The following is a 13,869-nucleotide window of genomic DNA, read 5'->3' on the forward strand; positions in this document are numbered from 1 at the left end:
CATCCCTCGCTCCTTCGGGCTTGACCCGAAGGAGCGAGGGATGCGCTTGGTCACCACCTCGATCAGCTTGGCGACGCCGACGTCGGGGTCGTCGATCTCGATCATGTAGAAATCGGCCTTCTCGCCCGGCTGCGGCCGCTCCGGCATCTGGCCCTGGTTGATGCGGTGGGCGTTGACGATGATCCGGCTCTCGGCCGCCTGCCGGAACACCTCGGTCAACCGCGCCACCGGCACGCGCTCGGAGGCGATGACGTCAGCTAGCACCTGGCCTGGGCCGACCGAGGGAAGCTGGTCGACGTCGCCGACGAGCAGGAGCCCCGCCGACTCCGGCACGGCCTTCAGCAGGGCGTTCATCAGCGGCACGTCGATCATCGAGCACTCGTCGAGCACAAGCAGGTCGCAATCGAGCGGGTTCTCCTCATTGCGCGAAAAGCCGCCACGCTTCGGGTCAATCTCCAGGAGCCGGTGAATGGTCTTAGCCTCGAGCCGGGTCTGCTCCGTCATCCGCTTGGCGGCACGACCTGTCGGTGCCGCAAGCAGCACCTTCACGCCTTTGGCAGTCAGGATGCGCAGCAGCGAATCCAAGGTGCTGGTTTTGCCGACTCCGGGACCTCCGGTGATGACGCAGAGCTTCGAGCCCAACATCAGGCGGATGGCCTCGCCCTGAGATTGCGACAGCGTCTTGCCTGTTTTTCCCTCGACCCAGGGCAGCGCCTTGTCGAGGTCGATGCTGGGCCAGGGCGGCGAGCCGCGAGCCCGGATGATGAGCCGCTCGGCGATCGCCCGCTCGGCGGCGTGCAGGCCCTTCAGGAAGACGCAGGGCTCGGCCTCAACCTTGTCGGCGATAATCTCCTCGCCACGCGCTAATTTATCGGCGACAGCGGTGCGGACGAGGGCGACGTCGACCTCGAGGAGCTTCTGGGCGAGCACGATCAGCCGCTCGATCGGTAGGCCGCAATGCCCCTCGTCCATGGCGGTCTGCAGGGCGAACGACACACCCGCACGGAGCCGCTGCGGCGCTTCCTTCGTCAGCCCGAGGCGCATCGCGATCGCGTCTGCAGTGCGGAAACCGATTCCGCGGATGTCACGAGCTAGTCGGTAGGGATCCTCTGTCATGACGACGATCGAGTCGTGGCCGTAAGTCTTGAAAATCCGCACAGCCCGAGCCGTGCCGACGCCGTGAGCGTGCAGGAAGATCATGATTTCGCGCACGGCCTTTTGCTCGGCCCAACCGGACACGATGCGAGCCGAACGCTTCGGACCGATCCCACCCACCTCCGTGAGGCGATCGGGATCGGCTTCGATTATCTCGAAGGTAGACTCGCCGAACAGCGCCACGATACGCTTGGCCATGGCCGGCCCGATGCCGCGCATGTAGCCCGAGGCCAGATAGCGCTCGATCCCGTCGACTCCGGTCGGGGGCGTGGCTTTGAGCGTGTCGGCCTTGAACTGAAGCCCATGCTGCCGGTCGGTAAACCAGATCCCAGTCGCTGTGATCCACTCGCCGGCGGCGATCGCCGGTGCGTGTCCGATGACGGGCACCAAATCACGCTTGCCCCGCGCCTGGACCTTCAGCACGCAGAAGCCGGTCTCAGCGTTGTGGAAGGTGACGCGCTCGATCGTGCCCGCAAGCGTTTCGATTGGAGCGCCGCGGTCGAACTGGTTCGCCGTTGGGTTCTGGCTCATCTCACCCGCTCAGAGGCTCCTCAGGCCGATCGTCGTCTCAGATGCAGGAGCCAGCCGAAAGGGCGTAGCTGTTCGCGATCTGGAAGTCCCTTAGCGACCGCATCAAGGCCGGTGCATGAGCTTCTTTACGCGCGCGGGCATAGCCTTTACGCGAAATCGCGATCAGCCATTTTTTCTGTTATGGCCCAAGGGCATGTTCCAAAACCAGGTGAGCCCAGGATCCAAGACCCTGGAGGATTGCTCATTCATCTGGGACTTCACGCCCCCTGTAGGCTGGTGTAACGAAAGAGCGAAATCGTCTTCTTTGAGGAGAGGCGTTGCTTCCCAACACATGCGATAGCGATCGCCCGAACAGTGACCATGGGTAGCTATGAGCGACGGCATCTTCATCATCAAAGACGACAATAACCTCATAGAGATGCGCTCCACCGCGTTCGAGAGCGAGGACCTGCTCCAGGAGCTCCTCGCGACGCACCCAAGCCTGATTGCCGGCGACGCCGTTGATCCCATAAATCCGCGCCGTTGGCTTCTGATTGCGCGGGAGCAGGCTGTGCCGGGTGAGGAGGGCGGATCGGGCCGCTGGTCGCTCGATCATCTCTTCGTCGACCAGGACGGCGTGCCGACCCTGGTTGAGGTTAAGCGCGCTAACGACCTCCGAGGTCGACGCGAAGTCGTGGCCCAGATGCTCGACTACGCCGCGAACGGGGTCGTCTACTGGCCCATGGAGGCCATCAGGCAGCAATTCGAGCGCACGTGCGCCTTGACCGCGCGCGATGCGGATCAGGCGCTGCGTGAGCACCTGGGGCGCCCCGATGCCGATTTCGATGAGTTCTGGCGGGGTGTTGACGTGAACCTGCGGGCCGGTCGGATTCGCATGGTTTTCGTCGCGGACGTCATCTACCCGGAGCTGAAGCGAATTGTTGAGTTTCTGAACGCTCAGATGAGCCCGGCAGAGGTTATCGCTCTCGAGATCAAGCACTACACCGGCCAGGGGCTGCGCACGTTAGTGCCGCGGCTAATCGGACGCACCGCGGAAGCTGAGCGCCGTAAGGGAAGCAGCGGCGCAACGAGCGTTACTAAGCCACAGCTCTCAATTGAAGAGTGGTTTACCTGGTTGAACGCCGAACGTGGTGCTAAGGAAGCAGCAATCGCCAGATCAGTTTACAACTGGTGGATAGCCCAAGGTTGCGAAATCACTGTCACTAAGTCGCAGAAGCCAGCCCTTATAGTGAAGCTCACACACGGCAAAGGGCATTGTTGGCCAGCGGTAATCAAATCCAACGGCCGTGTTTCGACTGCACTGTGCTACGTTTTGACGACACGCCCTTTCGATTCTATCGAGGCTCGGCGCGAGATCGTTAGTGAACTTGAGCGCACGTTTGGGCAACGCTACAACGAGCGCGCAGTCGACGGCGAGCCCTACGTGCCATTTGCGCTATTGCAAGAGCCTGCTGCGCTAGAGAAGCTGTTTGCGATCTGGCAGTCGTTCGTCAACCGTATCCGTGTCGGTTCGTGATCTCGACGGAGCACACGAGCATGAAAACGGAAAAGCTCGAGCCTTCTGGGCAACCCGTTGCGGCCCTTTTGCACCGTTACACGACTTCTCGACATGCTACAGGCCAACCACTTCAGCTAACTTATTGCTGGGATTGGCTCTATCGACCACACTGAAGAGCTGGGTCCTCCGCCTTCGGAGGGCAACGCTCTATCCAGCTGAGCTACGGGTGCTGACCGTGCCCGTTGAGTAACCCAAGGCGGTCCTTCGTGCAACGGTCGGCGTGGCAAGATCCTGGGCGATCGCTTGAGGCGAAGATCGTTCCCGCTTTCCCGGGTTTCGGGGTCACGTCGGTTCGGTGGAACATCCGCGTTTGGGCTGCTCGGCGGCGGCGCGTTTCGAGGTCGACCTGCCATGCGGGTCGCTGAGCTGTCCCGATGGCGGCATTCGGGACGTCGCGCCGATGGGCACTGGGGAGGCTGCCCGTCGGTGCAGGATATCGGCTGGTTCGAGACATTTCGGCGAAATAAATCAAACAGGAACAAGGTTTCGCAGGCCCATGAGCGGGCCGGTCTATAGATGTTTCAGCCCGTAGCTCCTGAGTAGGGGCAGCAGTTCGTCGCGCGCGCGGATGCGATGGCGGCGCATGGCGTCGAGCGCCTCGACCGGCTCGCCCGCGCGGATGGCCTGGGCGATTTGCCGGTGCTCCGCGATCGACGCTTCGAGGCCACGGCGCAGGTTGAGCGTTAGCATCCGTGCCCGGTGCGACTGGTCGTTGACCGCCTGGATCACCCGGCTCATCCGCCCGTTTCGCGCGTGCGCGATCAGCGCGGCATGGAACCGCCCGTCGGCCTCGCCCCAGGCCGGCAGGGCGGCGGCGGCATGTGACTCCGCCATCGCATCCGTGTGGGCGTCCAAGTCCCGCGCGGCAGCGAGGCGCTCGACCTTCGGCAGGGCGGCGACGAGTTCGGCCGCACGACCCTCGATCGCGATGAGCACGTCGTAGATCTCGCGCACGTCGTCGGGGGCGAGCGCCAGGATCAGGATACCCTTGCGCGGCAGCACCCGTACGAGGCCGTCCTCCTGAAGGCGTATGGCGGCCTCGTGGACCGGCGTGCGACTCATCCCGAGCCGCAGGGCGATCTCCTGCTCCGAGGCCTGATAGCCCGGCGCGAAGCTGGCGTCGCGGATCGCCGTGCGCATCGCGTCGTAGGCGTCGTCGACGAGCGACGTCTTCTTCTCGCCCTCCTCGGCGCCTGGTACCCCGTCCGCTCGTCTGGGCCGCGCCCGCGCCATTCTATGCCTCCCGCGACGGGTCATGCCTACCATCTTCCATGCCTGCTGGGAAACAGGACTTGACACCACATCCGCAGACTCCTATCGAGATGCCATCTTGCATGGAAGATAGCGCTCAAGAATCAATGGAGCGTCCCGGCAGGCCGTAGGAGGAAACGATGGTTGGCTCCCTAGAGCAGGCCACCATGCGCAAGGTCGCATGGCGCCTGGTCCCGTTCATCTGCCTTCTCTACTTCATCGCCTTCATCGACCGCGTGAACATCGGTTTCGCGGCTCTGACGATGAACAAGGATCTCGGCTTCTCGTCGTCGGTCTTCGGCTTCGGGGCCGGCGTGTTCTTCTTCGGGTACTTCCTGTTCGAGGTGCCCTCGAACTACATCCTCGACAAGGTCGGCGCCCGTCTGTGGATCGCACGGGTGATGATCACCTGGGGGATGCTGTCCGGCGCCTTCGCCTTCATCCAGGGCGAGACGAGCTTCTACGTCCTGCGGTTCCTGCTCGGCGCGGCGGAGGCCGGTTTCTTCCCCGGCATCATCCTCTACCTGACCTACTGGTTCCCGGCCCGCTACCGCGCAGGCGTCGTCTCGCTGTTCATGGCGGCCGCCCCGATCTCGGTGCTCCTAGGTTCGCCGCTCTCGAGCGCCTTGCTCGAGATGGAAGGCATCCTCGGCCTGCACGGCTGGCAGTGGATGTTCATCGTCGAGGCCGTCCCCGCCGTCATTCTTGGCGTGGTGGTGCTGTTCTACATGACCGACCGGCCGGAGAAGGCGACGTGGCTTGCCGACGATCAGCGGGCCTGGCTCGTCGCGGAGATGAACGAGGAGCGGTCCCGCAAGCAGGTGCACGCCAAGCACAGCCTCCTCGGCGGAATGACCGACATCCGCGTCCTGGCGCTCGCGCTGATCTATTTCGGCACCTCCGCTGGTCTCTACACCCTCGGCATCTGGGCGCCGCAGATCATCAAGAGCTTCGGTCTCTCCACCTTCGCGGTCGGCTTCCTGAACGCCGTGCCGCCGACCGTCGCCGTGATCGCGATGATCCTGTGGGCGCGCCATTCCGACAGGACGGGCGAGCGCACCTGGCACGTGGTCATCGCCTGCCTCGTCGCGGCGGCAGGCCTGCTGCTGGCCGGCGGCGCAGCCTCGACCGTCGCGGTCGTCGCCGCCCTCAGCCTCGTCAACATCGGCATCTCTTCGGCCAAGCCCCCGCTCTGGGCCATGCCGACGATGTTCCTGTCCGGCTCGGCGGCGGCGGTGGGCATCGCCACGATCAACTCGATCGGCAACCTCGGCGGCTTCGTCGGCCCCTGGGCGATCGGGTGGATCAAGGACAAGACGGGCAGCTTCACCGGCGGCCTGATCTTCGTGGCGGCGCTCCTCGTCCTTTCCGCAATCGTCACCCTCGTCGTCGCCCGCGCAGGACGGCGCGCCGAGCCCGCGAGCACCGTCGCGCGCTGAACCCTCCCGCGTTCTCATCCCCCGACCTCAGTCACGGAGATACACCATGAAGACCTACACCATCGCCGCCATCCCCGCCGACGGCATCGGCATCGAGGTCATCGCCGCCGGCATCGAAGTGCTCGACGTGCTGGCCGAGAAGAACGGCGCGTTCACCTTCAAGTTCGATCACTTCGACTGGGGCTCGGACTACTACAAGAAGCACGGCGTGATGATGCCCGCCGACGGGCGCGACCAGATCCGCAACCACGACGCGATCTTCTTCGGCGCGGTGGGCGCGCCGGACGTGCCGGACCACATTACCCTCTGGGGCCTGCGGCTCGCGATCTGCCAGCCCTTCGACCAGTACGCCAACGTCCGCCCGACCCGCATCCTGCCGGGGATCACCAGCCCGCTGCGCCACGTCTCGGGGCCTGAACTCGACTGGGTGATCGTACGCGAGAACTCCGAGGGCGAGTATGCCGGCGTCGGCGGCCGCGTCCACCAGGGCCACGAGAACGAGGTCGCCACCGACGTGTCGATGATGACCCGTTCGGGCGTCCAGCGCATCATCCGCTACGCCTTCAAGCTGGCGCAGTCCCGCCCGCGCAAGCTCCTGACCGTGGTGACGAAGTCGAACGCCCAGCGCCACGCCATGGTGATGTGGGACGAGATCGCCGCCGAGGTGGCCCAGGAATTCCCCGACGTGACCTGGGACAAGATGCTGGTCGACGCCATGACCATGCGCATGACGATGAAGCCGCAGACGCTGGACACCATCGTCGCGACGAACCTGCACGCCGACATCCTGTCGGATCTGGCCGCCGCGCTCGCGGGGTCGCTCGGCATCGCGCCGACCGCCAACATCAACCCGGAGCGCAAGTTCCCCTCGATGTTCGAGCCGATCCACGGCTCGGCCTTCGACATCACGGGCAAGGGCATCGCCAACCCGGTGGCCACGTTCTGGACGGCCTGCCAGATGCTGGAGCACCTCGGTGAGAAGCCGGCCGCCGACCGGCTGATGCGCGCGGTGGAGCGCGTCACCGCCGACCCGAACCTCCACACCCCGGACCTCGGCGGCAAGGCTACGACCCGTCAGGTCACGGACGCGGTCATCGCCGCGATCCAGGGCGACAACGAGTAGCGAGGGACCCGGGCCCGGCCGGTTCCCGGGTCGTCCGGCGGCCGATCCGGGCTTCGGTGCTATCCTGATCCACCGATTCGAACCCGAGGAGGCGGCCGTTTGCGGCCGAGCCCAGCATGCGCCGTCACCGCTACGCCAAGGTCGTCGCCACCGTCGGCCCCGCCAGTTCGTCGCCGGAGATGCTCCGGGCCCTGTTCCTGGCGGGCGTGGACACCTTCCGCCTCAACTTCAGCCATGGGGTGCAGGCCGACCACGCCAAGGTGCACGCCGCGATCCGCGGCCTGGAGCGGGAGGTCGGCCGGCCGATCGGCATCCTCCAGGACCTGCAAGGGCCCAAGATCCGCATCGGAACGCTTAAGGACGGTCGCCTCGACCTCGTGGCCGGCGAGCGGGTGCGTTTCGTGCTCGATGGCAGCGAGGGCGACAGACAGTCGATCCCCCTGCACCATCCCGAGATCTTCGCCGCCGTCGTGCCGGGCCAGGACCTGCTCATCGACGACGGCCGCATCCGGGTCCGGGTGGTCGGCCTGGAGACGGCCGAGATCGTGGCCGAGGTGGTCAATGGAGGAACGATCTCCAACCGCAAGGGCGTCAACCTGCCGGGCACCCTGCTGGACCTCTCGCCGCTGACGGAGAAGGACCGGGCCGACCTCGCCTTCGGCCTCGACCTCGGGGTGGACTGGGTCGCCCTGTCCTTCGTCCAAAAACCCTCCGACGTGATCGAGGCGCGCGCCCTGATCGGGGACCGGGCCGGCATCATGTCGAAGATCGAGAAGCCCCAGGCCCTGGAGCGGATCGAAGACATCATCCGGCTGTCCGACGCGGTGATGGTCGCCCGCGGGGACCTCGGCGTCGAGATCCCGCACGAGGACGTGCCCGGCCGGCAGAAGGAGTTGATCCGCGCCTGCCGGCTGGCGGTGAAACCCGTGGTGGTGGCGACGCAGATGCTCGACTCGATGGTCAACGCGCCGGCACCCACGAGGGCGGAAGCCTCCGACGTGGCCACCGCGATCTACGACGGGGCGGACGCGGTGATGCTCTCGGCCGAATCCGCCACCGGCAAATACCCGGTCGAGGCGGTGTCGATGATGGACCGGATCATCCGGAGCGTGGAGGGACACAAGCTCTACCACTCGATCGTGGCGGCTTCCGAGCCGGGCGAGGAGGAGACCCCGCCGCATGCGGTGGCCACTGCCACCGCAACCCTGGCCGAGGCCGTCCACGCGCGCGCGATCGTGGCCTACACCACCAGCGGGACGACCGCCGCGCGGGTGGCCCGCAAGCGGCCGGCGGTGCCGATCCTGGCCCTGACCCCGAGTCTTTCCACCTCGCGGCGCCTGTCTCTCATGTGGGGGGCCCACAGCGTCCACACCGAGGACGTGGACAGCTACGAGGAGATGACGGCCAAGGCCGCCCACTACGCGCAGGAAGAAGGCTTCGCCAAGCCCAACGACATCGTCGTGGCCACCGCCGGCATCCCCTTTCACACGACGGGCAACACCAACAACATCCGCCTCATCCAGATCTGACCGCCATCGGGAGCAGGCATCGTTCTGCTCCCGACCAGGCGGCTGCCCACGATGCCCGAGGCAGGGATGGCGGGAGTCACGCGGCCTGTCGGACGCCGTCGGCATATCGGTCCAGGGCCTCCATCGTCCGCACGAACACGGCGCCGACCGCACCCATCGCGCCGGCATCCGGACAGGCTGCGGCCTCGCGCGCGTCCTGCTCGATGCGGCCGAGGTCTGTCGCCAGGGCAGCGGCTCCGATGTTCAGGCTCATGGACTTGAGACTGTGGGCTGAGGAGGCCACCGCCAGCGGGTCCGCATCGACCGCAGCCCGGTCCAGGGCGGCGAGGGCAGCCGGGGCCTGCTCGGTGTAGAGCTGGACCACGCGGGCGAAGAAGGCCGCATCGCCCATCTCGGAGAGCGACCCGAGGGTCTGAAGATCGAGCAGGCCGTCCGCCACCGCCTCGTCCGCCGTTGCAGGATCGTCCGGCCTTGGGGCCTGTGGCTCGGCCATCGACGCTACCGGTTCGGCCTCCGCCGCCAAGCGTGTCAGGAACGTCGCCAGGACCTGCCCGAGCTGGACCAGGGTGAAGGGCTTGGCGAGCACGCCGTCCATGCCGGCGGCCTGCCAGGCGGTCGCGCCCTGCCCCAGGACGTGGGCGGTGAGCGCCACGATCGGCAGATGCGGCCCCCCTGTCGCCGCCTCGCGGCGCCGGATCGCCCGGGCGGCCTCGAAGCCGTCGAGGACGGGCATGCTGCCGTCCATGAGCACCAGGTCGAAGCGGCCTGCGCTGGCCGCCGCGACGGCCTGCGCCCCGTCCTCCACGGTGACCACGTCCGTGACGCCGCAGCGCGACAGCGCCTCGATGGCGACCTCGCGGTTGACGGCGCTGTCGTCGGCGACCAGCACCCGCGCCGCGGCGAAGCGGGGGAGGTCGTCGGCCGCAGCGGCCGGGCCGGTCTGAGTGTCCACAAAGGGCAACCCGGCCGCGAGCGCGGCCAGCGCCGGGGCCCATTCCGCCTGCGCCAGGGGCCAGCGCAGCAACGCGTCGGCGAGCCCCGCCCGGATCGCCTGCGTGCCGGTCGGGTCGCCCATCGGGCAGAGCGCCAGCACCTGCCCGGCGCCTGCCGGGCGCGAGCGCGTGCCGACGAGTTCCGCCGCACTGACGATCCGATGCGCGCCCGCTTGCTCACCGTCGAGGACGAATCCGGCCGCCGTCAGGCTCGCGGCCAGCGCCTCCCGCGTCGCGCCACCGAGGGCGCCCAGCACCACGCCCGGCGCCACGGCGTCCGCGCGGAGCACGGGCAGGGATGCGGCCTCGGATTCCATGGGGATGCGCGCCCAGAACGTCGAACCGATTCCGATCCGGCTCTCCACGCCGACGGTCCCGCCCATCGCCTCGATCAGGCGCTGGGCGATCGAGAGGCCTAGGCCGGTGCCGCCGAAGCGGCGGGTGGTGGACTGGTCGGCCTGGGAGAAGGCGGAGAAGATGCTGCCGAGCTTGTCCTGGGGGATGCCGATGCCGGTATCGCTCACGCGGATCAGCAGGAACCGATCGTCCTCCGGGCAGGGCTCGATCCGAACCAGGACGTGGCCGGCTTCCGTGAACTTCAGGGCGTTCGAGACGAAGTTGCTCACCACCTGCCCCAGGCGAACGGGGTCGCCGAGGATGGTGCGTGGCACGTCGGCTGCGACGTAGGCCGCCAGATCCAGCCCGGCCGACCGCGCGCGCTCGCCGAACAGCGTCACCACCGTGTCGGCGATCTCGGCGGGGCTGACCGCGACGCGCTCCAGATCGAGCTTGCCGGCCTCCACCTTGGCGAAGTCCAGGATGTCGTTGATGATCGCCAGCAGGCTCTGGCCGGAGCGGGCGATCACCTCGGCGTAGCGGCGCTGGCGCGGTGGCAGGTCGGCGCCGGCGAGCAGTTCGGCCATCACCAGCATGCCGTTCATCGGCGTGCGGATCTCGTGGCTCATGGTCGCCAGGAACGACGACTTGGCGGTGTTGGCCGCCTCGGCCGCCAGCATGGCCTCGCTCAGGTCGCAGGTGCGAATGCGGACCTCCTCCTCCAGGTGCGCCCCGTGCTCGGCGAGCTTCCGGTCGCGCTCGTTGACCGCACCCAGCAGGTCGTTGAAGGTTCCCGCCAGCGTGCCGACCTCGTCGTCGGCGGTGATCGCGGCGCGCTGCGTGTAGTCATGGCGCAGGCGCACCGCGTCCATGGTTCGGGCGAGCGACGCCAGCGGCTGGGTGACGGCCCGGTGCAGGCGCAGCGCCACCACGAGCCCGACGCCGATGGCCAGGAGGCCCGCGAGCGCGGCGTTGAGGGCGACGCCCGCGATGCGCTCGGCCAGATCGCCGGTCTCGGCCACGAGGACGATGCGGCCGATCTCGCGGGCGTTGGAGACGACCGGCACTGCGACCCGCACGGTGCGCGTGAAGACCAGGGCGAAGAGCGAAATGTCGCCCTCGGCGTCGAGATCGATGTCCTCGGTCAGGCGCAGGCCGAGGCCCTGCTCGCTCACCACGGCGCCGTCCGGGCGCTCCAGGGCCGCGTAGACGATGGCCCGCTGCCGGGCGATCGCGCGGAGCGTCGCGTCGGCGGCATCCGCATCGCCGGCGGTCGCGGCCGGCACGATCGCGTAGGCGAAGACCTGGGCCACCGCGCGCAGGGCCTCGCGCTTGTCGGCGGCGTAGCGGTCGACCTCGCGCCAGACCGAGAGGCCGGTCGCCACCACCAGGGCGATCGTCACCGCGCCGATGACCGCCCAGGCGAGGCGCCCGGCGAGCGACCGCTGCGGGTTGAGCGAACCGAGACGCATCGGCTTCCCTGTCTCCGTGCCGGGCCGCGCCTTCAGGCGGCGGCCAGTTGCCGGCAATGCCGCTCCACCTCGCTCCAGCCGGCCAGGAAGGCCGCGACGCAGCGCGGATCGAAGTGCTGGCCCGCGTTGTCCGTCAGGAAGGCCCTCGCCGCGTCGAGGGACCACGCCTTCTTGTAGGGGCGCTCCGAGACGAGGGCGTCGAACACGTCCGCCACCGCCACGATGCGGCCGGGCAGCGGGATCGCCCCCCCCGCGAGACGGTTCGGATAGCCGGTCCCGTCCCAGCGCTCGTGGTGGCTGGCCGCGATCTCGGCGGCCAGTCGCACCACGTCGGAGGTGCTGCCCTCCAGGATCTTGCGGCCGCGCTCGGCGTGCCGCTCCATCTCGCTGCGCTCGTCGGGGGCGAGCGGCCCCTGCTTGAGCAGGATCGCGTCCGGCACGCCGATCTTGCCCACGTCGTGCATGGTGGAGGCGAGGCTCAGGAGGTTGCAGTAGGCCGGGTCGAAGCCGAGATTCTTCGCGATGATGCCGGCATAGGCCGCGACGCGGGCGACGTGGTTGCCCGTGTCGGTGTCGCGGTGCTCGGCCGCACGCATCAGGAGCGCGATGATCTCCCGTTCCCGCGCCTCGATCACCGAGACCGCCGCGGCCACCTCCCGCGCCAGCCAGGCGTTGCGGTCCTGCTCCTGGCGGTAGGCCTGGCTGATCTTCATCAGGTTCGTCACCCGCGCCCGAATCTCAAACGGGTCGCAGGGCTTGCCGAGAAAATCGGTGGCGCCGAGGCCGAGCGCCTGGCGGCGCAGGCTCTGCTGGTCCAGGCTCGTCACCATCACGATGGGGACGTGCGCGAAACCCTCGACGGCGCGGGCGGCCGCGATGAATTCGAGGCCGGTCATCCCCGGCATGTCGAAATCCGTGATCGCGATGCCGATCCGGTCGACGTTGGCGCGCAGGAAATCCAGGGCCTTCAGCGGGCAGGTGAAGTCGACCGTCTCGCAATCGGGTACGGGCTTCAGGGCCTGCATCAGCAGCAGGTTGTTCATCTCGGAATCGTCGAGGATCAAGGCGAGCATCGCTCTCCCTCCAACGCCTGCCGCACGTCGCCGCGGCCCGCGTCCATCCCGGTCATTGGCTCAGGAGCAGCCGGCCCGCGACCGGCCCGACCCCCTTGGGCACGGGCACGCTGGTGCCGTTGTAGTTCGCGTTGAGATAGAGGTTCGGCCCCTCGTAGAGGTTCACCTGCTGGGCCACGACGACCGTGTAGGCCGACTGGTCGGCCACCGGCTTGCTCGCGTCGATCACGAGGCGCCCGCTCGGCAGGTAGATCGTCCCCAGCATGGTGCGGGCGTTGTCGCTGATGATGCGGTAGATCCGCACCGGCTTGGTCAGGCTCAAGGCAGGCGGCGTCGGGCTGATCAGGTCGCCCAGGAGCGTCTCGACCAGGGCCGTCGGATCGATCGGGAGCGTCACCGCCCGTTCCTCCGACATCAGGAGGCCCGCCATGACGCCGCTGGTCGGCGCCGTCAGGCTGATGGTGGTCTTCTTGTCGAAGACCAGGCCGCCCTTGTTGCCGGTGAAGTAGAAGGCCACGTCGACCCCGCTCAAGCTGGCCTTCTTGTCCACGACCAGGGGGCCGTCCTTCATCACGTAGATGCCGGGCTTGAGGGAAACGACGGCATTCTTGGTGATGTGGAGGCCACCGCAATAGGTGCCCGGCTCCAGGGTGACGCTGGTCTCGATCTTCTTGATGCTGAGCACGTCGAGCAGGTTCAGGGGAAACGGCAGGCTCGCGCAGTTCCCGATCGGCGGCGCAGGGCGGTCGCGCAGCGGGTCCTCGATCACCGGACAGCCGGTCTGCGGCGTCGGCGAGAAGTTCGCCCGCACGCCGAGATAGCCGCCGGCCGAGCAGATGGTCTGCGCCTGCGCGATGGCGTCCGCCTGGCCGACCATCCCGAGGGGGTTGGCGGAATTCGAGTAGAGCGAGCACTCGTTGGCCGTGACCTGGGCCTTCTTCTGGAGGTTGAAGGCGCCGGCCGCGAGCGAATCCAGCGTGAGCATGCACAGCCGCATCTTGCCGACGACGCTGGCCCGCGCCTTGGCCGTGATCTTCGCGTTGCCGACGCCGAGAAGGCTGCCGAAGGCCAGCCGGAAGGTCTCCTCGGCGTAGGCCGAGACGCTGGTCTTGTCCTCGGCCACAGTGACCTGGACCGTCAGCGGCCGGTCGGAGGGGGATGTCACCCCGGCGCGGATCGTCTGCTCGGTGACACCGGCGATGGACGCGGTGTTGGGCATGGCGAGCTTCAGGGCGTTGCCGCCGGCCAAGGCCCCGGCATCCACCGCCCGCTGCAACTGGTTGCGGCGGGAGGCGAGGCGGCCGTAATCGATCCCGCCGCCCACGAGGCCGACCAGGACGGTCGCGCCCAGGCCGAAGACCACGGCGACCGTGCCCTTTCGGTCGCTCCCCAGGGCGCGCAGGGCGCCGG

Annotated in this window: 9 protein-coding genes; 4 read left to right on the top strand and 5 right to left on the bottom strand. The window is 67.8% G+C overall.

The window, feature by feature from the left end; translation table 11 throughout:
* Positions 1-1,686: SF1B family DNA helicase RecD2 (gene recD2, locus COGEMETH_RS01745; RefSeq protein WP_238180903.1), on the bottom strand; the 1,686-nt coding region annotated here is incomplete at its 3' end.
* Between the two features lie 370 nt (positions 1,687-2,056).
* On the opposite strand from recD2, the gene COGEMETH_RS01750 reads away from it, so the two are divergent.
* Positions 2,057-3,202, top strand: coding sequence for a PDDEXK family nuclease (locus COGEMETH_RS01750; RefSeq protein ID WP_238180904.1), 1,146 nt, complete (start codon positions 2,057-2,059; stop codon positions 3,200-3,202).
* Positions 3,203-3,754: 552 nt separating this feature from the next.
* Here COGEMETH_RS01750 and COGEMETH_RS01755 read toward each other — a convergent pair.
* Entirely contained in the window at positions 3,755-4,477 is a 723-nt protein-coding gene (locus tag COGEMETH_RS01755; protein WP_238180905.1) for a GntR family transcriptional regulator, read from the bottom strand.
* Between the two features lie 158 nt (positions 4,478-4,635).
* On the opposite strand from COGEMETH_RS01755, the gene COGEMETH_RS01760 reads away from it, so the two are divergent.
* The 3 genes from COGEMETH_RS01760 (at position 4,636) to pyk (ending at position 8,586) form a co-directional block, all read left to right on the top strand.
* Positions 4,636-5,934, top strand: coding sequence for an MFS transporter (locus tag COGEMETH_RS01760; RefSeq protein ID WP_238180906.1), 1,299 nt, complete (start codon positions 4,636-4,638; stop codon positions 5,932-5,934).
* Between the two features lie 46 nt (positions 5,935-5,980).
* A complete protein-coding gene (locus COGEMETH_RS01765; RefSeq protein WP_238180907.1) occupies positions 5,981-7,057 on the top strand; it encodes a tartrate dehydrogenase in 1,077 nt (358 codons plus the stop codon).
* 116 nt (positions 7,058-7,173) lie between these two features.
* Complete coding sequence (pyk, locus tag COGEMETH_RS01770) at positions 7,174-8,586, top strand: pyruvate kinase (protein ID WP_238180908.1); 1,413 nt, start codon at positions 7,174-7,176, stop codon at positions 8,584-8,586.
* A gap of 76 nt (positions 8,587-8,662) precedes the next feature.
* Here the strand turns inward: pyk and COGEMETH_RS01775 are convergent, their stop codons facing one another.
* The 3 genes from COGEMETH_RS01775 to COGEMETH_RS01785 are packed head-to-tail and all read right to left on the bottom strand — an operon-like array spanning position 8,663 to position 13,861.
* Positions 8,663-11,386, bottom strand: coding sequence for an ATP-binding protein (locus COGEMETH_RS01775; protein ID WP_238180909.1), 2,724 nt, complete (start codon positions 11,384-11,386; stop codon positions 8,663-8,665).
* A gap of 32 nt (positions 11,387-11,418) precedes the next feature.
* A complete protein-coding gene (locus COGEMETH_RS01780; RefSeq protein ID WP_238180910.1) occupies positions 11,419-12,459 on the bottom strand; it encodes an HD-GYP domain-containing protein in 1,041 nt (346 codons plus the stop codon).
* A gap of 52 nt (positions 12,460-12,511) precedes the next feature.
* Entirely contained in the window at positions 12,512-13,861 is a 1,350-nt protein-coding gene (locus COGEMETH_RS01785) for a TadE/TadG family type IV pilus assembly protein (protein ID WP_238180911.1), read from the bottom strand.
* Positions 13,862-13,869: the final 8 nt, after the last annotated feature.

Origin of the sequence: Methylobacterium trifolii (assembly GCF_022179685.1) — a bacterium.
GTDB lineage: Bacteria > Pseudomonadota > Alphaproteobacteria > Rhizobiales > Beijerinckiaceae > Methylobacterium > Methylobacterium trifolii.